At 63.9% G+C, this 26,541-nt stretch carries 15 protein-coding genes; 3 read left to right on the top strand and 12 right to left on the bottom strand.

Annotation, left to right across the window (positions count from 1 at the left end):
- Positions 1–346 precede the first annotated feature (346 nt).
- Together D5125_12600 and D5125_12595 are read left to right on the top strand one after the other, a co-directional pair.
- Positions 347–6,838: a type I polyketide synthase gene (locus D5125_12600; protein QFY90255.1), complete on the top strand. Its 6,492-nt coding sequence runs from the start codon at positions 347–349 to the stop codon at positions 6,836–6,838.
- A complete protein-coding gene (locus D5125_12595; GenBank protein ID QFY90254.1) occupies positions 6,835–10,800 on the top strand; it encodes an amino acid adenylation domain-containing protein in 3,966 nt (1,321 codons plus the stop codon). Before D5125_12600 ends, D5125_12595 begins: the two co-directional genes overlap by 4 nt.
- Positions 10,801–10,894: 94 nt before the next feature.
- Here D5125_12595 and D5125_12590 read toward each other — a convergent pair whose 3' ends face one another.
- The 3 genes from D5125_12590 to D5125_12580 form a co-directional block, all read right to left on the bottom strand.
- The gene (locus D5125_12590; GenBank protein ID QFY90253.1) at positions 10,895–11,239 is read right to left on the bottom strand and encodes a TusE/DsrC/DsvC family sulfur relay protein; all 345 of its coding nucleotides are present in this window, start codon (positions 11,237–11,239) and stop codon (positions 10,895–10,897) included.
- A gap of 328 nt (positions 11,240–11,567) precedes the next feature.
- Positions 11,568–14,699 (bottom strand): efflux RND transporter permease subunit, encoded by a 3,132-nt coding sequence (locus tag D5125_12585; protein ID QFY90252.1) that lies wholly within the window; start codon positions 14,697–14,699, stop codon positions 11,568–11,570.
- A gap of 8 nt (positions 14,700–14,707) precedes the next feature.
- Positions 14,708–15,889, bottom strand: coding sequence for an efflux RND transporter periplasmic adaptor subunit (locus D5125_12580; protein QFY90251.1), 1,182 nt, complete (start codon positions 15,887–15,889; stop codon positions 14,708–14,710).
- Positions 15,890–15,953: 64 nt separating this feature from the next.
- Here D5125_12580 and D5125_12575 point away from each other — a divergent pair, with 64 nt between their 5' ends.
- A complete protein-coding gene (locus tag D5125_12575; GenBank protein QFY90250.1) occupies positions 15,954–16,568 on the top strand; it encodes a TetR/AcrR family transcriptional regulator in 615 nt (204 codons plus the stop codon).
- Between the two features lie 424 nt (positions 16,569–16,992).
- On the opposite strand, the gene D5125_12570 is transcribed toward D5125_12575, so the two are convergent.
- The 9 genes from D5125_12570 to D5125_12530 form a co-directional block, all read right to left on the bottom strand.
- Positions 16,993–17,568: a hypothetical protein gene (locus tag D5125_12570; protein ID QFY90249.1), complete on the bottom strand. Its 576-nt coding sequence runs from the start codon at positions 17,566–17,568 to the stop codon at positions 16,993–16,995.
- A 50-nt stretch (positions 17,569–17,618) separates the two neighbouring features.
- Positions 17,619–18,809: a sulfate adenylyltransferase gene (sat, locus tag D5125_12565; protein QFY90248.1), complete on the bottom strand. Its 1,191-nt coding sequence runs from the start codon at positions 18,807–18,809 to the stop codon at positions 17,619–17,621.
- A 478-nt stretch (positions 18,810–19,287) separates the two neighbouring features.
- The gene (gene pyrF / locus D5125_12560) at positions 19,288–20,007 is read right to left on the bottom strand and encodes an orotidine-5'-phosphate decarboxylase (protein QFY90247.1); all 720 of its coding nucleotides are present in this window, start codon (positions 20,005–20,007) and stop codon (positions 19,288–19,290) included.
- Positions 20,008–20,214: 207 nt separating this feature from the next.
- The gene (lapB, locus tag D5125_12555; protein ID QFY90246.1) at positions 20,215–21,459 is read right to left on the bottom strand and encodes a lipopolysaccharide assembly protein LapB; all 1,245 of its coding nucleotides are present in this window, start codon (positions 21,457–21,459) and stop codon (positions 20,215–20,217) included.
- 34 nt (positions 21,460–21,493) lie between these two features.
- Positions 21,494–21,778 (bottom strand): DUF1049 domain-containing protein, encoded by a 285-nt coding sequence (locus D5125_12550; GenBank protein QFY90245.1) that lies wholly within the window; start codon positions 21,776–21,778, stop codon positions 21,494–21,496.
- A gap of 387 nt (positions 21,779–22,165) precedes the next feature.
- On the bottom strand, positions 22,166–23,455 hold the full coding sequence (ccmI, locus tag D5125_12545; protein QFY90244.1) for a c-type cytochrome biogenesis protein CcmI: 1,290 nt from the start codon (positions 23,453–23,455) through the stop codon (positions 22,166–22,168).
- Positions 23,448–23,921 carry a cytochrome c-type biogenesis protein CcmH gene (locus D5125_12540; protein ID QFY90243.1) on the bottom strand — a complete coding sequence of 158 codons (474 nt, stop codon included), beginning with the start codon at positions 23,919–23,921 and terminating at the stop codon, positions 23,448–23,450. The genes ccmI and D5125_12540 overlap by 8 nt, the downstream gene beginning before the upstream one ends.
- Positions 23,918–24,463, bottom strand: a complete 546-nt coding sequence (locus D5125_12535) for a DsbE family thiol:disulfide interchange protein (protein QFY90242.1) — start codon at positions 24,461–24,463, stop codon at positions 23,918–23,920. The genes D5125_12540 and D5125_12535 overlap by 4 nt, the downstream gene beginning before the upstream one ends.
- On the bottom strand, positions 24,460–26,439 hold the full coding sequence (locus D5125_12530; protein QFY90241.1) for a heme lyase CcmF/NrfE family subunit: 1,980 nt from the start codon (positions 26,437–26,439) through the stop codon (positions 24,460–24,462). The genes D5125_12535 and D5125_12530 overlap by 4 nt, the downstream gene beginning before the upstream one ends.
- Positions 26,440–26,541: the final 102 nt, after the last annotated feature.

Genomic DNA, 26,541 nt, shown 5'->3' with positions numbered 1-26,541 from the left:
GGCCGGCCATGGCCCCGGCTGCTTGCTTGCAGCGCCTAACGCACATGGAGCGGACAGCACCACCCCAGAACATGAAACATCTCCTGATCAATGGGACGCAGAGGACGCAAAGGAGCGCAAAGGACGCAGAGAAGAATGAGGAAAAAGTAGCCCGGATATGCAGCGAAGCAATGTCCTTGCTTCGACGATGCTCAGCACAGGAAGCCTGTTGAAGGGCGGAATCCGGGGTTGCCGTTAGACATGGCTACCCCATTGCACCTCCGAGCCAGCGTTCGGAGCTCCCAGGATGAGTGGCAAACCTCAATGTTGTTTCACAGTAACCTATTACCCCTTTTGGAGTTGATCCATGAAGTTTGAAGAAATCGCCATTATCGGACTTGCCTGCCGCTTTCCCGGTGGGGCCAACAGCCCGGATGAACTCTGGAACCTATTGGTCAGCGGCCAGGACGCCATCAGTGACATCCCGCCCTCGCGCTGGGACAAGGAGGCCTATTACGATGCCGACCCCCAGGCTCCGGGCAAGATGATCACCAAGCGCGGCGGCTTCATGGACATCCCCATCGATGTGTTTGACGCCCATTTCTTCAACATCGCCCCCAAGGAAGCAGCGAGCATGGACCCGCAGCAGCGCATCCTGCTGGAATTATCCTGGGAGGCGCTGGAATATGCCGGCATCGACCCCGGCAGCCTAACCGGCAGCAACACCGGGGTATTCATTGGTGTCTCCAGCATCGACTACTCCAGCTTCTCCATGAGTGGGGATTTCAACAATGCCAACAGCTACAGCCTGACCGGGGCCTGCAACAGCGTCATCTCCGGGCGTATCTCCTTCATCTTCGGCCTGGAAGGGCCCTGCCAGACCCTGGATACCGCCTGTTCCTCATCCCTGGTGGCGGTGGACAACGCCTGTCGTTATCTGCAGCTGGGCAAGTCCGACCTGGCCCTGGCCGGTGGTTTCAACCTGATGTTGCAGCCGCAACACCTGATTGGCATGTCCAAGCTCCAGGCCATATCCCCCGATGGTCGCTGCAAATCCTTTGACGCCTCAGCCAACGGCTATGTGCGCAGCGAGGGCGGCGGCATTGTCCTGCTCAAGCGACTCAAGGACGCCCAGCGCGATCAGGACCCGATACTGGCCGTGATCAAGGGCTGCAGCATCAACCAGGACGGCGTCAGCACCGGCATCTCGGCACCCAACGGTAAGTCACAGGAAAAGGTGATATTGCAGGCCCTGCAGGAGGCCGAGGTCGATCCGGCGCAGCTGGACTATCTGGAAACACACGGCACAGGTACTGTGGTCGGCGACCGTACCGAGGCCACCGCCATCGGCAATCTGATGGCCGGCAAACGCGGCAAGGAACAGCCTCTGCTACTGGGTTCGATCAAGTCCAACATCGGCCATCTGGAGGCGGCCGCCGGGGTGGCTGGGCTGCAGAAGGTGATACTCGCCCTGGGCCAGGAGCTGATTCCGGCCAATCTGCACTTTTCCACACCCACTCCCAGCGTGGACTGGGCCGCCTACCCTATCGAGGTCAACCACAGCAACAGCCCCTGGCCGCGTGGCGAGAAGCTGCGTCTGGCCGGCATCAGCTCTTTCGGCTTCAGCGGTACCAACTGCCACCTGATCCTGGCCGAGCCGCCCGTCCCGCCGCAACGGGCCCCGCAATGGCACAAGCCGGTGCACTGCCTGTTGCTCTCGGCAAAGACGCCACAGGCGCTGCAAGGGCTGATACGCAAGTACATCCGCTTTCTGCAACAGGCCGATGAGGAGCAGTTGGCGGATATCTGCTTCACCACCCAGAGCGGCCGCCACCATTTTGAATTCCGCGCCTACGCCAGCGCCCAGAGCATCGACGAGATGATCGATATCCTGGAGGGGCAACTGGACGAGCCGGGCAGCGAGCGGGCCGCAAAAAGGCCTGAGCCTGTGTTCCTGTTTACCGGCCAGGGATCTCAGTATCTGGGCATGGGCCGCCAGCTGTACCAGACCCACCCGGTGTTCCGCGCCGAGCTGGAGCGTTGCGACCAGCTGTTTCAACAAGAGACCGGCGAATCCCTGCTGGAGTTGCTCTATGCCAGTGCCAGTGGTGCCGATAACGAGCGCATCAACCATACCCGCTATGCCCAACCGCTGATCTTCGCCTTGGAATACGCCCTGGCCCGCTTCTGGATGGCCGCCGGGTTGAGGCCGGCGGCGGCCATCGGCCACAGTGTTGGCGAATACAGCGCCGCCTGCATCGCCGGGCTATTCCGCCTGGAAGACGCCATGCGCATCGTCATTGCCCGTGGCCGACTGATGGGCAGCGCCACAGGCGAGGGCGGCATGCTTTCGGTGGAGGCACCCCAGGAACAGATCGAGCCCCTGCTGCAAGATCAAGCCGACCGCCTCTGCGTGGCCGTTGTCAACAGCCCGCAGCAGTGCGTCATCTCCGGCTTTGCCGAGCCCCTGGCGGCGCTGCGTTCCCAGCTGGAGGCAGAAGGCATCCGTTGTCAGCCGCTGAAGGTCTCCCACGCCTTCCATTCGCCTCAGATGGACAGCATCCTGGACGAATTTGAGCAGGTGTTCGCGGGGGTGGAGTTTGGCCAGCTGGCGTTTCCCATCATCTCCAACACCAGCGCCCGGCCGGTGGAGGCCGCTGAGATGGCCAGCCCCGGCTATTGGCGGCGACACCTGCGCGGGACGGTGCGCTTCAGCGACTCCATCATCTGGTTGGGCGAGCAGGGCCAGCGCTATTTTCTTGAGATTGGCCCGGCCCCCACCCTGAGCAATCTGGCCCAGCAATGCCTGAATCGCGCCGATACCCATTTCCTCTACTCCATGCGCTACCGCATCCCCAACTGGAACAGTCTGTCCGAGACCCTGGGCAAGCTGTTTCTGCTCGGTCTTCCGGTAGATTGGAAAACACTCAACGCCCCCTATGACTACCGCCGCATACCCATACCCACCTATGCCTTCAGCGGCCAGCGTTACTGGATCGATGCGAACGAACCTGCCCCCCAGGGAGCAGGCAGCAGCCAGGCCCCAGCTGGGCCAGAGCGCGAGCCCGGCTTCTATGGCCACCCGGTGATCGGCCACCGGCTGTCCTCGCCGGCCTTGGAGAATACCCGGGTATATGAGACCGAGTTCTCTGCCGAGCGCAATTATTTCCTGCGTGATCACATCATCATGGGCCGGCCCACCGCGCCGGGTGCCGCCTTGCTCAGCCATGTCTGGATCGCTGCACAAGACTATCTGGGCCACAGCGACTTCTGTCTGGAGCAGGTCAACTTCCTCAATGTGCTGACCCTTTCCGAGCCCAGACGCAGCGGCCAGATCCTGATCAGCGATATCCACAGCCCGCGGGCCAAGTTCGAGGTCTATTCACGCCCGGCCGATGCACCCGATGCACCCTGGCTGCTGCATTGCTCCGGCTTCATCGTGCATCCATCGGTTAGGGACAATGATGCCGGGCCGGTGCCGAATCTGACGGACTTTAGCGGCGATCTGACCACTGAGATCGACGGCGAGCAGTTTTACCGCCAGATGGCGCAGATGGGCTATGACCTGAAAAAGGCCTTTCGCGTCATCCAGAAGGTCCGTCTGTCCGACCGGGCCATCATCTGCGACATGCGGCTGCCCGAGCGGGATGCGGAGACCGGCCGCTATCCGATAACCCCCAGTGATCTGGATGCGGTGATCCAGATCCCCGGTGCCGCCGTAATTGCCCTGCTGACGCAGGAGCACTTTGCCGACCAGCTGTTTATCCCCTTTGCCATCAACCGCATCAGCTGCTATCTACCGGAACTGCCGCCGGGGGACTATCGCGCCCTTTGCCTGATCGGCAAGGAGCAGGCCGCTGCCAGCACCCGTGCCACTTCCAACAGCGAGATGTTTCTGTTCAATGCCGAGGGTCGGCTCTGCCTGCGCCTGCATGGCTTTACGGCCCTGAGCGTGTCCCGCTTTGAGTTGCAGAAACAGGAAATGATCGACCGCAGCCGCCGCTTCATCCATGAGATCCACTGGCAGCCCATGCCCCTGAAGTCCAGCCCGGCAACCCCCCTGCCCCGCGATGGCCTGAAGATCCTGGCGCGCTGGCCCAATCCCAGCACTGACCAACTGCTCGCCAGCCTGAGTCAGGTCTATCCGCGCATCATCGATCTACGGCTGGCGGATCAGAACCAGGCCCTGGGCACCCATGCCTATGCTATCGACGCGACCGCGCCGACCGCCTATCACTGGGTCCTGGAGCAGATCGCCCATGCCTTCCCCGACCAGCGCCCGGACCTGATCAGCCTGGCACCCCTATCGGGCTCCTCCCTGCAACAACCCAGTCTCCAGGCCCTGACCGCCGACATAGACCAGAGCCTGCAGGGCCTGCTCTATCTGACCCAGGCGGTGGCCGCCAGCGGTCGGATAAACCGCTTCTATGCGCTGACCTTCGGCAGCCAGCGGCTGGAGCCAGAAGAGGTGCTGCTACATCCCCAACAGGGCTGCCTGAGCGGTTTTCTGCATGCCGCCCAGTCGGAATACCCCGAGCTGGGCATCACCCACATCGATCTACCGGTCATGCCGGAGGAGACCGATTTCATGCAATTGGCCGAGGAGATCGGCCAGGGGCCTATCGATCAGGCCAGCGAGCAGCGCATCGCCCTGCACGGCGGTCAACGCTGGTGCGCCCGGTTGCAGGGCATGGCGGCCCAGGGGCGCAAGTCCGAGCCCTCCCTGCCTGAAGAATACGCCCTGGAGATCCGTGAGCGCGGCAGTCTCGATGGCCTGCAGTTCGCCCCCCTCAAGCGCCGGGCCCCCGGCCCCCTGGAAGTGGAGTTCGAGGTGGTGGCAACGGGACTTAACTTCCGCGACATCCTCAATCTGCTGGGCCAATATCCGGGTGATCCGGGACGCTTGGGCTCGGAGGCGGCCGGGGTGGTCACCCGCGTCGGCGAGGGGGTCAAGGACCTGGCCCCCGGCGATGCCGTCATCTGTCGTTCCATGAATGGCGCCTTCGACAGCTATATCACCATTCAGCGCCGCAGCCTGACGCGCAAACCGGCGCAGATGAGCTTTGAGGACGCCGCCGCCATCCCCATCGCCTACATGACCGCCTACCACGCCCTGGTGGAATTGGCCCGGCTGCAACCGGGCGAGCGTATCCTGATCCACGCCGGGGCGGGTGGTGTGGGTCTGGCGGCAATCCAGTTGGCGCAATGGCTGGGGGCCGAGGTCTTCAGCAGCGCAGGCAGCCCGCGCAAAAAGGCCCTGCTGCGGGAGCTTGGGGTAGAACACGTACTGCACTCCCGCGACAGCTCCTTTGCCGATGAGATCCTGCGCCTGACCCAGGGCCAGGGGGTGCATGTGGTACTCAACGCCCTCACCGGCGAGATGCTGCAACAGAGCCTGGCGGTGACCGCCACCGGGGGACGCTTTCTGGAGATGGGCAAGCGCGAGATCCTCACCAAGGCCCAGGTGGATGCCATCAAGCCCGGCCTGAGTTATATCCCCTTCGACCTGGGCGATACCATGGACAGCTCGCCCGATTGCCGGGATGACCTGCTGCAGGCGCTGTTCGAGCTGTTCGCCAGCGGTCGGCTCAGGCCCGCCGCCCGCCATGTGTTTCCCATCGAACAGGCCCAGCAGGCCTTCCGCTTCATGTCCCAGGCGAAGAATACCGGCAAGCTGGTACTCAGCCACCGCAGCGCGATCCGCAAGCGACGCCTGAAAAGCGCCCCGGTACGGCCGGACAGCGCCTATCTGATCACCGGCGGCCTGGGCGGCCTGGGCCTGGCCCTGGCCGACTGGCTGGTGGATTTCAAGGCCGGGGCCCTGGTCCTCACCGGCCGCAGCCGCCCCAGCGAGCAGGCCGAGGCACGCATGGCGCAGATGCGTCAAAAGGGCACGGATGTGCGCTACATCCAGGCCGATGTGGCCAAGGCAGCGGATGTTGAACGCATCCTGGAGCAGCTGGATGCCGCTTCCCGGCCGCTCAAGGGGGTGATCCACGCCGCCGGGGTGCTCAGCGACCGCATGATCGCCGAGCAGGACTGGGCCAGCTTTCAGCAGGTTTTGGCACCCAAGGTGGACGGCAGTTGGCATCTGCATCAGGCCACCCAGGGTCGGCTGTTGGACTTCTTCGTGCTCTTCTCCTCGGTGGCCTCCAGCCTGGGGGCCATGGGGCAGAGCAACTACAGCGCCGCCAACGCCTTCATGGACAGCCTGGCCGAGTACCGCCATCTGCGCGGGCTGGAGGCGCTGAGCATCTGCTGGGGCCCCTGGGCCGAGGTGGGCATGGCTACAGAACAGGCTAATCGCGGCGAACGCATGAAGGCACAGGGACTCAACGGCCTCAGTGTTCAGGATGGCCTATCCGCCCTGGCGACCCTGTTGCAGGGCAACAGCGACGTGGCCACGGTGTTGGATATCGACTGGGAGCGCTTCATCCAGGGCCTGCCGGAGGGGCTGGCCGCCACATTCCTAAGCCCGCTGCGCAACAAGACCAGCGCACCGCTCAACACCGCTGGGGCCAGCCAGGCCGAGGAGGGGTCCCAGCGGCGACGCATCACCGATGAGATCGCCGCCGCCAGCCCCGAGCAACGGCCAAGCCTGATCCAGCAGTTTGTCAGAAAGACGGCAGTGCGGGTGATGGGCTATGAGGACATGGAGACCGTGCAGTTGGATGCCCGGCTGATCGACATCGGCTTTGACTCCCTGATGGCAGTGGACATACGCAACCAGCTGGGCAAGAGCTTCGGCCTCAATCTACCGGTATCCCTGCTGTTCGACCACCCGACCATCGAGGATATCAGCGCCTTCATCCAGGGCCAGATGCAGCAGGACCAGCCCGCAGGGTCAAGCCTGGCATGAGTGACGGCAAGCGCAACGGCGGCCGGGTCATCCAGCGCCTGCCGATGACCTCGGCCCAGCGCCGCATCTTCCTCCAATGCCAGCTCCCCGGTGGTGATGTGGCCTATCACCTGACCGATGTGATCCGTGTTCGCGGCCCCTTCTGTCTGGATGATTTTCGTCGCAGCATGGCCTATTTCATCCAGCGCCATGAGGCCCTGCGCACCGGCTTTCGCGAGCTGGACGGGGCCTTGATGGCCGAGGTGTATGATAGTGCCGATTATGAGCTGATCGAAACCTCGGGCAGTGAGGCCGAGATCAACGCCATTATCCAGCGCCATGACACCCCCTTCGACACCCGTCGGCCCTCCTTGCTGCGGGTGCTGGCCATCCACCTGGGACCAGATGACCTGGTGCTGGCCACCATCTGCCACCACCTGATATTCGATGGCTTTTCCGCATCCGTACTTGGCCAGGAGTACTATCTTCTCAGCAGCGGCCAGCCCCTGCCGGAGCTGAAGCACCAGTATTCCGACTTCATGCGCTGGCAGGAGGCCTTTTTTCAATCAGAGGAATACGCCCGCCAGCGTGCGTTCTGGCTCGACCAATTCCAGACACCACCCCACCGCATCGCCTTCCCCCCCGATCATGCCTCTGCACCTCACCGCGATCTGAGCGGCGAGAGCTTTGTTTGCCTGATCCCCGCAGAGCGCCTGAAGCAGTATGCCCAGCGACAGCATTGCACCCTGTTCATGACCCTGCTGGCGGCCTATTTCGCCCTCTGGCACCGACTCAGCGGCCAGACCGATATCACCCTGGGCACGGTCACGGCGGCCCGCGACAGAGGCGGGTTTCAGGACATCATCGGCTTTATCGCCAACACCCTGGCGCTGCGCTGCGAGATCAAGCCGGAGATGACCTTCAGCGCCTTCCTCGGCGAGGTCCGCGAGCGGGTTATCCAGGCCCTGGACTGTGCCGACTATCCCTTTGAGCACCTGTTACAGGACCTGCCCTATCAGGAACCCAACCAGCCCCACCCCCTGTTCGAGTTTGTCTTTTCCTACGAGAAAAAGAGCCGCCGCAAACTCAAACCCATGCCTGAACAGCAGGCCGGGCAAGGGGCTGGACAACAGACCCGCATAGAGCCCCTGGACTACAGGGTCCACTCCAGCATGTTCCCCATCACCCTGGAGGCGTTCGACTGCGAGGATCAGCTGGAATTGGTGGTGGAGTACGCCGCCAACCGCTATCGGCGCGAGACCCTGGAGGCGGTGATGACCACCTATCAGGCCATACTGCAACAGATCTGCGATCTACCGGAAGTCACCCTCGGCGGACTGCAACTGCTGGATGGTCATGCCCAACACCGACTACGCCAGCACAACGCCAGCGACAGCCGGCGTCGCCCCGGCCAGAGCGTGCTCGATCTGTGGCGGGGTCAGGTGGATCAGATACCGGACAACCCGGCTCTGCTCGATGCCGAAGGCGAGATGAGCTATCTGGCCCTGGATGAGTCCTCGGACCGGGTAGCGGCCTATCTGCTCGGTCAGGGTCTAGGCCCCGAGCCGATCATCGGCGTGGCCCTGCCCCCCGGCCGGGACTGGCTGTGCGCCCTGCTCGGGGTATGGAAGGCCGGTGCCATCTACCTGCCCCTGGACCCGGATCATCCCTCGGCACGGCTGCGTCGGCTGCTGCAACACAGCCGCTGCGCCGCGCTGCTGGGTCGGCCTGGGCAGATCGCCGATCTGGGGCCGCCAGGCATCGATATCGCCCAGGCCAGGGCAGCCGATCCGGGCCAGGCCCGACTGCCGTCCCTGAGCCGGGAGCAGCTGGCCTACATCCTCTACACCTCCGGCAGTAGCGGCGAACCCAAGGGCGTCTGCATCGGTCACGCCGCCCTGCACAGCCATATTGCAGGGCTCAAGACCATCTACCGGATACAACCGGATGACAACCTGCTGCAGTTTGCCAGCCCCCTGTTTGACGCCTCTCTGGAGCAGGTGCTGGTGGCCCTGGCCTATGGCGCGCGCCTGATCATCCCCGCTCAGCGTCTGAGCGAGCCCCGCGCCCTGTTGCAACTGATGCAACAAGAACAGGTCAGCGTGGCGGAATTCCCCCCCGCCTATCTGGCCGAAATCACCGCCCTTGAGGACGCCAGCGCCCTGCGCCAACTGCGTCTGCTCATTTGCGGTGGCGATGTACTGACACCCAAACTGGCCGCCAGAGCGCGGCAACAACTGGCTGTCGATGCCCGACTGATGAACTTCTACGGACCCACCGAGGCGACCATGGCCGCCACCGTATGCGAACTACCGGTAGATGGTCAGGCCTTGGCCAGACTCGGCAGTATCCCCATTGGCCAGCCTCTGCCCAACACGCGCATCCATGTCCTCAATGAGCGCCAGGAGCAGGTCCCGCCCGGCCTGATCGGTGAGATCTGCATCGCCGGTGAACGTCTGGCCACTGGCTATCTGCACGACCCGCAGCGCAGTCGGCAGGCCTTCATCAACATCTCCATCGATGGCCAGCAGGAGCGGGTCTATCGCACAGGGGACATGGGCCGCTGGCTGGCCGATGGCAGCCTGGAGTTTCTTGGCCGGCGCGACCGCCAGATTCAGCTGCACGGCATGCGCATCGAACTGGGCGAGATCGAGGCGGCCCTGTGCCGCCACCCGGAAATCGCCGCTGCCGCCGTTGCGTTGAACCCTGGTCTGGACGATGACTCAGGCGATGGGCAGATCCACGCCTTCATCCAGCTGCATCGACCGCAGCGGCATCCATCGACCCATTGGGCACAGGAGATGCGGGCGCTCCTGCCGCGCCAGATGATCCCGCGGCGGTTCACTGTTGTAGATGGCTTTGCCATCAATAATGCCGGCAAAATAGACTATCGCCGCCTGCTCCAGGACAACCCGCCAGACCCCTGCCCGGTAGAGGCCGGGGCAGAGGCGCAAAACCCGCTGGAGATGCAGTTGGTGCAGCTGTGGCGGGAGGCCTTTCAGGCACAGGGAGCGATCAGCCTGGGCCGCAACATGCAGGATCTGGGCGGCAATTCCCTGGGCCTTATACGCTTTTGCGCCCGCTTGTTTGATGTCTTTGGCATCAGTATTCCCTTGCAGATGCTGATGCAGCCCCTGAGTCTGCGCCAACTGGCTGACCACATCGCCGACTTGCGGCCGACCCCGTTCCAGCCCCTGCTGCCGATTCGCCCCGGCAAGGCAGGCCCCAGCCTGGTGCTGCTACCGGGTAGCGACAACAACCTCCTCTGTTTCAAACAACTGCTCGATCATCTGCAGCCGAATAGCCCCTGCTACGGCGGCCAATACCCCCTGCACCAGGCCGAGCCCATAGCCGATTCGGCCCAGCGCCTGAGCGAGGCCATGGCCAGCGACATGGCTTGCGCGGACCTCATCCTCATCGGCTACAGCTACGGCGGCTATGTCGCCCTGGAGATCGCCCAGCGCCTGACAGAGGCCGGACGCCGCCCCAAGGCACTGATCCTGATCGATGTACCGGCCCCGGCCGCTGCTGCCCCGCAGCCGATTGAAATCGGTCAGGCAGCACTACTGCGCCAGACATTGACCTGGCTCGGACTGGGCGAGAAAGATCAGCAGCGGCTACAACGGGTCCCGCAGCAGGAACTGGCCCGGCAGGCATTATCCAAACTGATCGACGCAGGCATGCTGCCACAATCCACAAGCCTGGAGCAGTTGCACCAGCTCCTCACCCTGAACCGGCAACGCATCGAGCTGTTTCACGCCTACAGGCCCCACCAGCCGATACCCAGCCCCATCCACCTGGCCTGCGCCAGCCACTCCCAACTGATCAGCGACTGCACCGCAGAGGCGCGCACATGGGCCAGCCTCAGCCCTCACCCGGTAGAACACCAATGTTTTGAGGCCAACCATCAAAGCCTGCTGCAACAGCCCGCCGTCACACAGCTGGCGGAACATATCAACTCCGTTATACGCTCAGCCCAGTAAACCCAGTTGAAGACCGAACATTGGGCACCTTCTGGCTGAATCTGCTGAAGACAGCCTGCCGGGCCTCCTTGCCTGGCGGGCTGGGGGAACCCGATCAGTGGACGCTGCCGAAGGACATATCCAGGGTCTCGGGCGGCATGGGCAGGTCGGCGATACGGCTGGCCTGACGCACCGGGCCGCCGGGGAAGAGGCTGTAGAGATAGCGCTTGCCGCCCTGCTCGTGGAAGCGATCCTGCAGGGCGCGGATCACCTTGCGGGCGTTGCACATGCCGTCGGTCAGCTCGCACTGCTCGCGCAGGAAGTGGATCACCTGCCAATGGGCCGGGGTCATTTCAATGCCCAGCTCCTCGGCCACCGCCAGGCCCATCTCCTCCGACCAGAGGTCCTGGCCGCTGAACTGGGAACGGGTTTCGGTGATTAACGGGTTGAGTGTTGCCATGGTCTTATCCCCCTGGGTTGATAATTGAGTAACGCCCAATAACCAAGCGTTAAGCTAAGGTATAGACCAGATTCGCGGAATGTCAAAGTATTTTTGTCAGGCTTTGAGTTTGGACGCAGAGGACGCTGAGAAGCGCAGAGATCGCGGAGAAAAATAGGGGAATACTCAGCCGTAGCCCGGATGGAGCGCAGCGGAATCCGGGTTGGCAACTCCTTTGGCAACGCATTCCTGGATTCCGCTGCGCTGCATCCAGGCTACAGACCAAATCAACTCTGCGTCCTCTGCGCTTCTTTGCGGCCTCCGCGTCCGGCTTTTCTGCGTCCAGCTTTTAAACCCCCTTTTGCCCGTCAGACCCGGCGAAGAGGCGTTTGATGACGACGTAGAACAGGGGCACGAAGAAGATGCCCAGCAGGGTGGCGGCTATGGTGCCGCCGAGCACGCCGGTGCCTACGGCGTTCTGCGCGCCGGCACCGGCACCCTTGGCCAGGGCCAGGGGCAGTACGCCGAAACCGAAGGCCAGGGAGGTCATGATGATCGGCCGCAGTCTCAGGCGCACGGCGGTAAGAATCGCCTGCGTCAGCTCGACGCCTCGCTCCACCTCGGCCTTGGCGAATTCGACGATGAGAATGGCATTCTTCGATGATAGGCCGATAGTGGCCAGCAGGCCCACTTGGAAGTAGATGTCGTTGGACAGGCCGCGGCCGCTGGCCGCCAGCACCGCACCCAACACCCCCAGAGGCACCACCAGGATCACCGCGAAGGGCACCGACCAGCTCTCATACAGGGCGGCGAGACAGAGAAACACCACCAGGATCGACAGGGCGTAGAGCGCCGGGGCCTGGGAGCCGCTCTGGCGCTCCTCGTAGCTGGTGCCGGTCCAGTCGTAGCCTATGCCCGGCGGCAGCTGGGCGATAATCTCCTCCACCGCCGCCATGGCATCGCCGGAGGACAAACCGGGTGCGGCCTGGCCGAGCAACTCCACCGAGGACAGGCCGTTGTAGCGCTCCAGCCGGGGCGAGCCGGTGGTCCAGCTGGGCTTGACAAAGGTGGAGAAGGGCACCATCTCACCGGCGTTGTTGCGCACATACCACTTGTTCAGGTCCTCCGGGGTCATGCGCGCCGGGGCATCGCCCTGCAGATAGACCTTCTTGATCCGGCCGCGGTCGAGAAAATCGTTCACATAGCCGCCACCCCAGGCAATGGACAGGGTCTCATTGATCTCATTCAGGTCAATGCCCAGGGCCCCGGCCTTGGCCCGGTCGATCTCCATGCGAAACTCGGCGGTATCCTCCATGCCGTTGGGACGCACGCCGACCAGGCGCGGGTCCTTGGCAGCCAGGCCGAGGAACTGGCCGCGGGCGGCCATCAGCGCCTCATGGCCCAAGGCACCCCGGTCCTGCAACTGGACGTTGAAGCCGGTGGAAGTGCCAAGCTCGATCACCGCCGGTGGCACGAAGGCAAACACCATGGCCTCCTTGATCTGAGCATAGAAGCCCATGGCCCGGCCCTGCAGGGATTTGACATCCATTCCCGGTGCCTGGCGCTCGTCCCAGTGGCGCAGATTGGCGAAGCCTATGCCCATATTCTGGCCGCTGCCGCCGAAGCTGAAGCCGGCCACGGTGAACAGGGCGCGAACCACGTCTTTCTCCTGTTCAAGGAAAAAATGCTCCACCTTGCGCAGCACCTCCAGGGTGCGTTCCTGGGTGGCACCGGCGGGCAGCATCACCTGGTTGAACATGATGCCCTGGTCTTCATCGGGCAGGAAGGAGCTGGGCATCTGGCTGAACAGATGCACCAGCCCGGCACCGATCAGCAGATAGACAAGCAAGAAACGCAGCGGCCGCTTGATGATGCCGCCCACCGCCCGCTCATAGCCCTGGGTGCTGCGGTTGAACAGACGGTTGAAGCCACGGAAAAGGCCGCCGAGCAGTCCACCCTCACCGTGCTCATGACCCTTTTCCACCGGCTTGAGCATAGTGGCGCACAGCGCCGGGGTGAAGATGATGGCCACCAGCACCGACAGGCCCATGGCGGAGACGATGGTGATGGAGAACTGGCGATAGATCACCCCGGTGGAGCCATCAAAGAAGGCCATGGGCACGAACACCGCCGAGAGCACCAGGCCGATGCCGATCAGGGCGCTGGTGATCTGGCGCATGGATTTGCGCGTGGCCTCCCGCGGTGACAGGCCCTCCTCGCTCATCACCCGCTCGACGTTCTCCACCACAACTATGGCGTCATCCACCAGCAGGCCAATGGCCAGGACCAGGCCGAACAGGGTCAGGGTGTTGATGTTGTAGCCGAAGGCGGCCATGATGCCAAAGGTGCCGAGCATGACCACGGGGATGGCGATGGTGGGGATCAGGGTGGCGCGCAGGTTCTGCAGGAATAGATACATCACCAGAAACACCAGCGCCACCGCCTCGATCAGGGTCATGATCACCGAGCGGATCGACAGCTTGACGAAGGGCGTGGTGTCATAGGGCACCACATACTTCACCCCGGCGGGGAAATAGGGCTGTAGCTGATCGAGCTTGTCGCGCACCCCCTGGGCCGTATCCAGGGCGTTGGCCCCGGCCGCCAGGCGGATCGCCATGCCGCCGGCGGGCTGGCCGTTGAAGCGTGCCACCCGGCCGTAGTCCTCGGCGCCGATCTCCACCCGCGCCACATCGCGCAGGCGCACCTCACCGCCCTGCTCGGTGCTGCGCAGCAGGATCTCCTCGAACTCGGCAACGCTGCTCATCCGGCTCTGGGCGGTGATGCTGGCGCTGAAGCCCTGCCCCGGCAGCGCCGGGGTCCCCCCCAGCTGACCGGCGGAGACCTGGGTGTTCTGCGCCTGTACCGCATCCCTGACATCGCCGGGGGTGAGCTTGAAGTCATTCAGCTTGGCCGGGTCGAGCCAGATGCGCATGGCGTACTGGGCACCGAAGACGATGACCTCACCGACGCCGTTGACCCGGGAGATGGGCTCCTGCACGCTGGAGACCAGATAGTCGGTCAAATCAAAACCGTCATAGCGGCCATCCTCCGACACCAGGCCGATAACCAGGAGGAAGTTGCGTGCCGACTTGGCCACCCGCACCCCCTGCTGCTGTACCTGCTGGGGCAGCAGCGGCAGCGCCGTTTGCACCTTGTTTTGCACCTGCACCTGGGCAATGTCCGGGTCGGTATCGGCGCTGAAGGTCAGTGTAGTGGTGGCGTTGCCGTAGGCGTCGCTGGTGGAACTCATATAGAGCAGGCCATCCAGGCCGGTCATGCGCTGTTCGATCACCTGGGTGACCGAGTCCTCCACGGTCTTGGCCGAGGCACCGGGGTAAGTGGCCTTGACCGCGATGGCCGGCGGGGCAATGGCCGGATACTGGGACACCGGCAGCTTGAGCACCGCCAGGGCACCGGCAAGCATGATGCCGATGGCAATGACCCAGGCAAAGATGGGACGATCGATAAAGAAACTGGCCATGGCCCGACTTACTCCTGCCCAGCGGGTGATTTGATGGTCACCGCGTTCGGGTCCTCCACCTTGACCTCGCCGCCGGGACGGGCCCGCTGCAGGCCCTCGACAATAATTCGATCACCAGGCTTGAGCCCCTCGGTCACTATCCAGTCCGAACCCATGGACTGCACCGTGGTAATCGGCCGCAGCTGCACCTTGTTCTGCTCGTCCACCAGCATCACCTGGGGTCGTCCTCGGGTGTCCCGGGTCACCGCCTTGTGGGGCACGCGCATGGCCTGCTCACGTTGACCCAGGGTCATGGCGGCGCGCACGTACATGCCCGGCAACAGCTCCCCCTCCGGGTTATCGAACCGGGCGCGCAGGGTGATGCTGCCGGTCTGTTCATCCACGGTCACCTCGGAGAAGGCCAGCCGACCCGAATGCCGGTACTCGACCCCATCGTCCAGCAGTAATTGCACCGGAAAGCTCGTCTGCTGCCGATGCAGCGGACCCAGATTCAGCTCACGGCGAATACGGCTGACTTCGGTATTGGATTGGGTCAGATCCACATAGATGGGATTGAGCTGCTGCACCGTGGCCAGGGCCTGGGGCTGGTTGGCGGTGACCAGGGCACCAACGGTGACCGCAGAGCGGCCAATGCGCCCGGAGATGGGCGAGCGCACCTGGGTATAGCCCAGATCGATACGCGCCTTGGCCAGCACCGCCTGGGCCGCAGCCACCTCCGCCTCGGCCATTCTCAGCGCCGCATCGGCATCGTCGAACTCCTGCTGGCTGCCCACCTGGCGCTGCACCAGCTCGGCGTTGCGCTCGGCCTTGAGCCGGGCGGCATGGCGCTCGGCCTCGGCACGGGCCAGATCGGCCTCGGCCAGGTCCACCGCTGCCTGATACAGGGCCGGATCGATACGGTAGAGCACCTGGCCGGCCTCCACCTCACTGCCCTCGTCGAACAGGCGCTCCTGGATGATGCCGCTGACCTGGGGGCGTAGTTCGGCGATCAGAAAGGGCGTGGTGCGACCGGGCAGCTCCACCCGCATGGGCACAGGCTCCTGATCCAGGGTCACCACCTTGACCGCCGGGACCTTTTCCGGCCCACCCGGTCCCTTGGCAGCGACCGCCTGCTGCGTGCAGACGAGCAGCGAGACAGACAAAATAACAGACCAGGCAAGGGGATGCAGGCGTTTCAGAGAGTCAGGCATGGGGGGATTCCAATCAAGGGCGCAAAACTAGAATGAACGTTCATTCTATGCTAGCCTTGACCCCATGACAAGCCATAAAGACATACCGCAGGAGGCCAGCGAGCGCACCGAGACCAGGCGCGCGCAGATCCTGGAGGCCGCCTCCGACTGCTTCCGCCGCAAGGGCTTCCACGCTGCCAGCATCGCCCTGATCGGCAAGACCGCCGGCATGAGTCCAGGGCATATCTACCATTACTTTGAGAACAAAGAGGCGATCATCGCCGCCATCGTCGCCCAGGACCTGGAGCGCCTGCTGTTGTTGACCGAGGAGATGCGCAACGCCGAGGATGTGCAGCAGGCCATGCTGCAACGGGTCAGCCAGGGGGTTAGCGATAACCTCGACCCCGTCACCGCCGCGCTCAAGCTGGAAATCGTCGCCGAGGCGGCACGCAACCCCGACATCGCCCAGATCGTCTGCTCTGCCGATCTGGCCTGCCGTGTCGGCCTGATCGAGACCCTGCGCCAGGCGCGCGGCCATGCCGGCCACGCCGACAGCGAGGCACAGCTGGCGGCCAAGGCCGAGGTGCTCGCCGCCCTGTTCGAGGGCCTGCTGATCCGCAGCGTGCGCAACCCCGAACTGGACCCAGAGCAGCTGGCCCAGCTCTTTCAGCGGGTGGTGCGCGATCTGATGGAGGGCTAGTTCCGCTGCCCCGAAAGGAGGCAGAGAACGCCGAGTTGAACAAAACCGCGCCTGATTCCCCCTGTAGCTCAGCCATTATCTCGGCTTGGGGTGGGAGACCGGCTCTACCGGGCGATCTGACAGGGCAGCGCGGATCACGCTGCAAGTGGCCCTGCCAGGTCGCGCAGCAAGCTGCCCTCCCACCTCGTTGCACCGGGCCGACCTACCCGATTGGCTGAGCCTTGTGGGTAATCAGGAAGTGCTTTCTAGGAGTCTGTCGGGTTTAGGTGCCCGTAGCGAGCAAGGTGGGAGAGCGAGAACAAATTTTCACGATTTTGAGGCGCTGAGTTTCCCTACGCAACGAAAAATCGGGGCCAATGTTCAAAACAATTCTGGGCCGTTCTTCCCACCGGCGCAGTAGGAGCATCCTAAATCCGACAGGCTCCTAGGAGCCTGGGTCGTTGCCGATCAGCCTTTCCTTCTTCGCATACCAATCCTCCAGCGGCATCACCAGCGCCGGTTTGCCGTTGGCGCGGAACCAGGAGTCCACCGCGTAACGCTGGCCGCTGGCGGTCTCCTGGATGACCGCAGTCCAGTGGGTATCGATGATCATGGGGGCGCGCCTGGCCCGTTCCCGGAGCCGATGAAACCTGAGCCAACCCCTTTCCTGCAGGGCCTTGAGATAGCGCTCGGTATTGCGTGACTCGGCCACGCAGTCCAGCTGGCCGGGCTCGCCGGTGGCCTGGTTACGGGGTTGATCCTTGGCGGTGCCGGTGAGCTTGCCGACCATCCGCTCCAGCAGGCCTATGGCCTGGGCGATCTGTCGGCGTTCCTTGGCGGGGGTATTGAGGGAGCGCGGAAACAGCCTGGCCAGCTGCCGCCATTGGGCCGGACTCAGGCCAATCTGGGCCTGGCCACGGCAGTCGTAATTGACGCAGACCCTGAGTTTGGTGGCGGGCGTGGCCATTGCCGTGGCGGGCAAGAACAGAAGACCGAGCAGACAGATGGCTGGCTTGAACAAGGCGGGGATGCGCCTGCCGGAGGGCCCGGCAGGCGCAATTTGGCGCGGGGCTAGTTATTCAGCGACTGATAGTAGTCGATCAGGATCTGCGCCACCTCGGGACGGGAGAACTCCTTGGGCGGGGCAATGCCGTTACCGAGCATCTCGCGCACCTTGGTGCCGGAGAGCAGGACAAAGTCATCCTTGGAGTGGTCCGGGGCCTCGCACATCATCACCACCTTGTTCAGCTTCTTCGACCAGGCGGTGTGGTCGGCGCGGAAGATCTCGATCTCCAGGGCACCCTCGGGCACTTCGGTATCGAATATGGTCTGGGCGTCGAAGGCACCGTAGTAGTCGCCCACGCCGGCGTGGTCGCGGCCGATGATGAAGTGGGTGGCACCCATGTTCTGACGGAAATAGGCATGCAGCACGGCCTCACGAGGGCCGGCGTAGAGCATGTCAAAGCCGTAGCCGGTGACCATGGCGCTGTTCGGCGGGAAGTAGAGTTCGACCATCTTGCGGATAGCGGCATCGCGCACCGGCGCGGGGATATCGCCCTTCTTCAGCTTGCCCAGCAGCATGTGGATCACCAGGCCATCACAGCCGAGGCGGTCCATGGCCATGTGGCAGAGTTCTTCGTGGGCCAGGTGCATGGGGTTGCGGGTCTGGAAGGCGACGATCTTGCTCCAGCCGCGCTCCTTGATCTCGTTACGTATCTCCACCGCAGTGCGGAAGGTATCCGGAAAGTCGTCCTGGAAGTAGGAGAAGTGCAGCACCTGGATGTCACCGGAAACAGCAAAGCGGCCCTGGCTGTTGAACGCAGCCACGCCGGGGTGTTCAGCGTCATCAGTGCCATAGACCTTCTGTGTCATCACCGCCATCTGCTCATCGCTGACGGTCTCGATGGCAGCCACGTCCATCACCGCCAGCACCGGATTGCCTTCCATGTTGGGGTCGCGCAGGGCGATGCGCTTAGCACCCTGGATGGCATCGACATTGTCCAGCAGGCAGAGCAGGGGCACGGGGAAGAAACGACCGTCGGTCAGGGTCATCTTCTCGGCGCAGCCCATGGCATCGGCCACATTCATGAAGCCGGTCAGGGGGGTGAAGTAACCACCGCCCAACATCACGGCGTTGCCGGCCGCCTGGGAGCTGATCACCACCGAGGGCAGGCCCTCGGCCTCGTGCATCAGGGCATGATGCTTATCGGTGTCGTAAACAAACAGCGGCTTAAGCTCGTCGGAACCTATGGGTTTGATCATGGCTATGGGTCTCCTGAGATCATGGAAAGGATATGGCACCTCAATACTGCTGAATTGCCGGGGCAAATTTCGCCTAAGCTATCACAGCCTTGAGGACGCTACTCAAGACAAAATTTATGCGGGGATAAGTTGAGCGGTCAGCAGCCAGCTACCAGCGCAGCGCGTGGCGGCGGGCGCGGCCCGCCCTATGCCTGTGGGAGGCCAGCTGTGCTGGGCGACCTGGGGCAATTGGCAACGGCAATCTTGTTTCACGCCAACCCACTGAACTTTGCGATATCCGCGCTCCTTTGCGGCCTCTACGCCCTTTTTTTGGCTAGGAGCCTGTCGGGTTTAGGTGCCCGTAGCGAGCAAGGTGGGAGAGCGAGAACAAATTTTCACGATTTTGAGGCGCATAGTGGACCTACGCAACGAAAAATCGGGTAAATTTGGGCCGTTCTTCCCACCGGCGCAGTAGGTGCATCCTAAATCCGACAGGCTCCTAGGGCTTCATGGCCACCAGCGCCCCCTGGACCTCCGTCTGGATGGCGACTAGAGCGGCGGCGGGGTCGGCCGCGCCGGTGATGGGGCGGCCGATCACCAGATAATCACTGCCGCTGCGGATGGCGTCCGCCGGGGTCTTGATGCGCTGCTGATCATCCTCGCTGCTGCCGCCTGGCCTGACACCGGGGGTTACCAGCAGGAAGCCATCGCCCAGGGCGGCGCGTACCGCAGCGCTCTCCAGGGGCGAGCAGACCACCCCATCCAGACCCGCCTCCTGGCCCAGCCGGGCCAGACGCAGCACGTTCTGCTCCGGGCTGCCGCCATAGCCGATCTCGGCTATGTCCGCCTCGGCCAGGCTGGTGAGCATGGTGACGCCGATAAGCAGGGGCGGGTTGTCCCGCTCGGCCAGGGCCGCCCGGGCGGCGGCCATCATCCTGCGCCCGCCCGAGGCATGGACATTGAGCATCCACACCCCCAGATCGGCGGCGGCGCGGCAGGCGGCGGCCACGGTGTTGGGTATGTCATGGTATTTGAGATCGAGAAAGACATCGAAGCCACGGTCGATCACGGCGCGCACGAAGTCTGGCCCCAAGCGGGTGAACATCTCCTTGCCGATCTTGACCCGGCAGGCCCCTGGCGGCAAGCCCTGCAACAGGGCCAGGGCCGGTTCGGCACTGGGGAAGTCCAGGGCGATGATGATGCGTGGTTCTGTCGTCATGCTGTTGCTCGCTTTTTATCTTAAATAAACCGCAGATTCAGTCTTTTTCATTTTGTTACAATGAGTTAGACAATCACTTTGGAAGCTCCGAGCGCTGGCTCGGAGACGCAACGGGGTAGCCATGTCTAACGGCAACCTCGGATTCCGCTGCACAAGGATGTGCGAGTGTCCTGTGAGGCATTCTTCTCTGCGTCCCATCGGTTAGGGTTAAAAGGCCGACTGGGCTGATTCCGCCGAATCCGGCGCTAGGCCGCTCACCGCTGCCTTGCGCTGGTTCTCCATTAAAATTCTGGGCTTGAGTTCGCCCCAGCGACCGCAGCCGGGGCATTGCCAGTGCAACTGCCGGGCGACAAAGCCGCACTGGCCGCACTGATAGGGATGCTCGGCGCCAACCAGGCGCGCCAGCCCCCGGCGCAGCAGCCCGGCCACCTCGGCATCGGCCGGGTCCAGGCACAGCAGCTGCTGCAGGGCGCCGCTGCTGGGGTAGTGCTCCAGGTAATCCAGCAGCAGGGCCTTGGCCTGCGCACCCTGTCCCTGGCGCAGATAGCGCTCCAGCAACATCTCCAGGGCCTTCAGGCTGCCCAGCTGACGGGCGGCCCGCTGCAGGGTCTGCTGCAAGCCTTGCTCGAACTCACTGGCCGCAGTGGACTGGCCCTGACCACACTGGGATTCATAGCACTCGGCCAGGGGGCGCAGCACCTCATCCATGTAATTGGGGTCTTGCTCGGCCACGGCGCTGTAGCGGCGGATGGCCTCATCCAGGTCCCCGCGCCGCTGGGCCAACCGGGCCAGGCCGATAGAGGCGCGCACGCAGTGGCTGTCGCTGGCCAGGGCCGCCTTGAGCAGCTGACTGGCCTGCACATCGTCGCCCTTGGTCAGGGCCTGCTCGGCCAGCTCACACTGGTAATGCGCCCGCTCCCGCTTCAGGCTGCCGCCGCCCATGGCCTCCAGGCGCGATGCGGTGGCCAGGGCCTGGCGCCAGTCGCTGATGCGCTGATAGATTTGGTGCAGATGCTGCAGGGCCTGCAGGTGGAAGTGGCTCTGCTCCAGCAGTTCGTCGAACAAGGCGATGGCGCGGTCGTAGAGGCCGGCCTTGAGGTAGTCCCGGCCCAGCTCCAGCAGGGCCTGATGGCGCTGCTCCCGGCTCAGGGAGGGGCGGGCGATGAGGTTCTGATGGATGCGAATGGCCCGATCGACCTCGCCGCGCCGCCGAAACAGGCCACCCAGGGCCAGGTGGGTCTCCACCGTCTCGGTATTGACCTCCAGCATCTCGATAAAATGATCCACGGCGCGATCCGGCTGCTCGTTGAGCAACAGATTCAGGCCCTCGAAGTAGGCCTGATCCAGGTCACAGCCCTGCCCTGCCCTGGGCCTGGTCCGGCCCGCCGAGCGCCGCCCGGAATACCAGCCGCTGGCGGCGGCCAGGGGCAGCAACAGCAACAGCCATTCCATGGACCTAACCCGGCTCGGAGCGGAGCAAGCCCACTCAGTCCTTCACCGGCAGGGCGCGCAGGTTGTCGATCTCCTGCCGGTCCAGCCGGTGACTGCGCTTGAGGGAGGCCAGTTCCCGCCGCACCCGCAGGCCCGAGGCCAGGGCCGCCAGCACCCCGGCCAGGGCACCGAGCAGCAGCGCGGCGGTGATCACCAGGGCCAGGGGCAGCTCGATGCTGCCGTAGTAGTAGTCCAGCAGCACCGGCCCGGCATTGAGCAGGGCAAAGGCAGCTCCCAGCATCACCACCAGCAGCAGGAGCAGAAATCGAATCAGGCGCATGGAGTGACTCCTTGGTGTTTGTCTATGGATTTGGTACGGCTTGTAGCCCGGATGGAGCGTGACGGTCCCTATCGGCATCCTGCCTCTCGGGACACTCGCACATCCTTGTGCAGCGGAATCCGGGGCAGCGGCCTGCAACTAGGGGCTTGCAAGAACAAGCCTTCTAACCCCCTCCGAGCCAGCGCTCGGAGCTCCCAGGCAGCCGGCAGCCGGCAGCCGGTGGGAGGGCAGCTCTGCTGCGCGACCCGACCCGCCCCATGTCGCCCAGCACAGCTGGCCTCCCACGGCCCATCCGGACTAGGGATTTGCTATTTTTCAAACCCTTTGCGTTCTTTGCGCTTCTTTGCGTCCTCTGCGTCCCATCAGCCACAAGCCGACCCAATCAGCTCAGGGCACAAGCCGATCTATGGTCAATTCTACCCTGGGCTTGCCCTGGGTGCTGGTCTGCAGCGGCTGGCTTTGCAGATCGCCGCTTTGCGCCTGGGGCGAGCCGCCCTTGGCGATACGCGCCTGCACCAGCACCTGCTGGAAGTTGGATAGCTTCATCTGCGGCATCATGGCCATGGCATCGGTCAGGCTCAGCTGCAGGGGCAGGTCGGCCACCCGGTATTTGGCCGCCGCCAGGGGCATGGGCGGGCCGGAGACGGCGCGGGCGAGGACAAAGACCACATCCTCCGGCTTGGCTTGGGCAGCCAGCTCTGGCGATAGACGCACCGAGACCTGGATCTCGGCACCCGCTGCCGCGCTGGCGGTTGCCTCGGCCTGGGCCGCTGGCACCAATGGCGATGCCGCTGCCGATACCGGGGCCTGCGGTGCCGGTTCCAGCTTCTGCCCGCTCTGCTGCGCCATCTGCCGCGCCTGATCAATCATCAGGCTGAGGCGCTGCGCGCCCTCGGCATTGTCTTGCAGCAGGGGCAGCGCCCTTTGCCAATAGGCCACTGCCTGGGCAAAGTCGCGCTGCTCCTGGCTGGCCATGCCCAGCAGCCAGAGGGCGGTAGTGCTGTTGGCATCCAGCTGCAAGGCCTTTTGCAACAACTCCTGCGGCCGACCGGCCAGCACCCCGCCGGCCTGCATGGCCAGGGCATCGGCCAGGCTGACCATGACATTGGGGTTATCCGGCGCCAGCCGATAGGTCTCCTCCAGTGCGCGCACCGCCTGCGGGTACTGCTCCTGGGCCATGTAGGAGCGGCCAAGGATGAACCAGCCCTCCACATTGTCCGGGTCGGCCTTCAGGCGCTCCTCCAGCTGGGCCAGCAGTTGGTTGATGTCGGTCTGCTCAGACTGCCCGTGCTGGGCGGCCGGACCGCTGGCCAGGCGCGGCATGATCTCCGGCGTGCCGATTTGCTGATACAGCAGCACGGCAGCCAGGGGAATGGCCAGGGCCAGCAGGGCCAGGGTCGGACGCGAGGCGCGATCATCGGTGGCCTGATCCTCCGCATGGCGCAGGTCGTCGAGCATGTTGCCCTCCAGCTCCACCTTGGCCTGCTCGAACTCCGCCTGATTCAGGTTGCCGGCCTGGTGCTCGCGCTCCAGCTCGGCCAGGCGCTCGCGGGCGATCTGCACGTTGCGGGCATTGAGGTCAGAGGCAACGCGGATGCGCGGGCGCAGCAGGGGTGGTGCCAGGATGATGATGCCCGGCAGCAGGATGAGTGCCGCCAGCAGCCAGAATTCAGTCATGTCGATCTCCTTGCAGCAGGCGCTCGGCCTGTTCGCGCTGTGCCTGATTGATGTTTGCCCCCGTCGCCTCACGGCTGCGCTGGCGGATGACGCGGATGAGCACGAACAGCCCCAGCCCCAGGATCAGAAAAGGCCCGACCCAGAGCAGCGCGGTCTGCGGCTTCAGCGGCGGCTGGTAGAGCACGAAATCGCCATAGCGCTGCACCATGTAGGTAGTGATCTCCTCGCGGCTCTTGCCGGCCATGATCAGCTCATGGGTCTTGCGCCTGAGGTCCTGGGCCAGCTCGGCATTGGAATCGGCGATATTCTGATTCTGACAGACCAAGCAGCGCAGCTCGGCGATCAGATCCTTATACAGCGCCTCCTGCGCCGGAGTCTGGAAGTCGTAGGTCTCTATCGCCGCCTGGGCTGCCAGGGGTATCAACAAAGACAGGCAAAACAGGCCGATTATCAGCGGGCGCTTCATGGCTTGGCCTCCAGGTTAAAGTAGGACTGGAATTGCTCCTGCCAGATCTGCGGCGTCATCGCCCCCTTGTGCTTGACGCGGATGATGCCCTCGGCATCAATCAGGAAGGTCTCGGGGGCGCCATAGACACCCCAGTCAATGGCCACATCGCTGGTGGGATCAAAGCCGATGGCGACAAAGGGATTGCCCAGGCGCGCCAGCATCTTTTTCGCCTCCGGTGCCTCATCGCGCCAGTTCAGGCCGACGATGGGCACCCCCTGCTTGTGTAGCAACACCAGAAACTCGTGCTCGCGCCAGCATTCCGGGCACCAGGTACCCCAGACGTTGAACAGCCAGGGCTTGCCCTTGAAGTCCGAGGGCCGCACGCTCTGCTCAGGCTTGAGCAGGTCCGGCAGGCTGAACTCGGGTGCGGACCGACCGATGAACTCGGTGGGTATATCGCGCGGGTTGTATTCGCCCTGGTTGATCTTGCCCAGCATGAAGTAGAACAGCACCGCCAGGGCAAAAAACAGAATCAGCGGCAACGCGGCCTTGAGCTTCATGCCGCCCCCTTGGCCAAACCGGCATCAGCGGGGGCCTTGACCCGCACCCGGCTGCGATAGCGCCGGTCAGTGGCCGCCAGCAGGCCACCGAAGGACATGACCAGACAGCCCAGCCAGATCCAGCGGATAAAGGGCTTGTGGTAGATGCGCACCGCCCAGGCGTTGTTGCCCAGGGGCTCGCCCATGGCAACGAACAGGTCGCGGGTCAGGCCTGGGTCAATCCCCGCCTCGGTCATGGGCATGGCCGACTGGCTGGAGTAGATGCGCTTTTCCGGGTGCAGGCGGCTGATCAGCACACCATCACGGCTGATGCGAAAATCACCGCGATTACCCTTGTAATTGAACGCGGCAAAGTTCTCCACGCCGACGAATTCAAAGCGATAACCGGCCAGCTCATAGGCCTCGCCGGGGGTCAGGCTGACGTCCTTCTCGGTACTATAGATGGAGGTCAGGCTGACGCCGATGACGAACATGGCCACCCCCAGATGCCCCAGCTGCATACCCCAGTAGGCGCGGGGCTGGCTTTTCAGGCCCTGCCACAGGTGGCTCTTGTTGGCCAGGCGCTCACGCAGGCCGATGAGGCTGGAGCTGACCACCCAGAGTGCCATTACCAGGCCCAGCACCGCGCCCCAGCGGAACTCGGTGGCGAAGACCAGAATCAGCAGCAGGCCGGTGACCAGGCTGAACAGGGCCGCCGGCCACAGGGCCCCCAGCAGGCGGCCCGGCTCGTCACGCTTCCAGCGGGCCAGGGAACCGACACCGATGAGCAGCACCAGGGGTACGGTCAGGGGCACGAACACGGCATTGAAATAGGGCGGGCCGACGGAGATCTTGCCCAGGTTCAGGGCGTCCAGCAGCAGGGGATAGAGGGTGCCGAGCAGCACCGCCGCCGCCGCCGTGGTGAGCAGGACGTTGTTCACCAGCAGCCCGGTCTCGCGGGAGACCGTGGCAAAGCTGACCCGGCTGCGGATGGTCTCGGCACGGATGGCGTAGAGGGTCAGAGAGGCACCCACCACGGCACAGAGGAAGAAGAGGATGAACACGCCGCGCTCCGGGTCCGAGGCAAAGGCATGCACCGAGGTGAGTACGCCGGAGCGCACCAGGAAGGTGCCCAGCAGGCTGAGGGCGAAGGCGAAGATCGCCAGCAGCACGGTCCAAGCCTTGAAGGCGCCGCGCTTTTCGGTCACCGCCAGGGAGTGCAGCAGGGCGGTACCCACCAGCCAGGGCAGGAAGCTGGCGTTTTCCACCGGGTCCCAGAACCACCAGCCGCCCCAGCCGAGCTCGTAATAGGCCCACCAGGAACCCAGGGCTATACCTAAGGTGAGGAACATCCAGGCGATGTTGGTCCAGGGCCGCGACCAGCGCGCCCAGGCGGCGTCCAGGCGGCCATCCAGCATGGCGGCAATGGCAAAGGCAAAGGGCACGACAAAGCCGACATAGCCCATATAGAGCAGCGGCGGATGCACGATCAGGCCAAAGTCCTGCAACAGCGGATTGAGGTCGCGCCCCTCCGCCGGGAAGGGCCAGAGGCGCTCGAAGGGATTGGAGGTGAAAATCATGAAGCTGAGAAAGCCGATACTGACCATGCCCATGATGCTCAGCACCCGCGCCACCACCAGGTCCGGCATACTGCGACTGAACAGCGCCACGCCGGCGGTCCACAGCCCCAGAATCAGCGCCCACAGCAGCAGCGAGCCCTCATGGGCACCCCAGACGGCGGAGACCTTGAACATCATCGGCATCTGGGTATTGGAGTGATTGGCCACGTAGGCCACGCTGAAATCACTGACGATGAAGGCATGGGTCAGCATAGCGAAGGACAAGCTCAGAAAAAACAGCTGACTGTAGGCCGCCGGCCGCGCCAGGGCGATCCAGGCAGTACGTCGCTGGTAGGCCCCGATCAAGGGCAGCGTGGATTGCACCAGGGCCACCACCAGGGCGGCGAGCAGGGCGAAGTGTCCAAGTTCAGCAATCACGGGCAGATCTCCAGTCAGATAGGTCGGGGCATGGTAGCAAGAAGCCCGCCGGACAAAGGGCGACATTCATCAAGGTATTCGGCCTTCAGCTGCCAGCGGTCA

Source organism: gamma proteobacterium SS-5, from assembly GCA_009497875.2.
Classification (GTDB): Bacteria; Pseudomonadota; Gammaproteobacteria; order Chromatiales; family Chromatiaceae; genus Magnetovirga; species Magnetovirga frankeli.
Note: the sequence above shows the minus strand (reverse complement) of the source record. Positions and strands in the feature narration are given on the sequence as shown.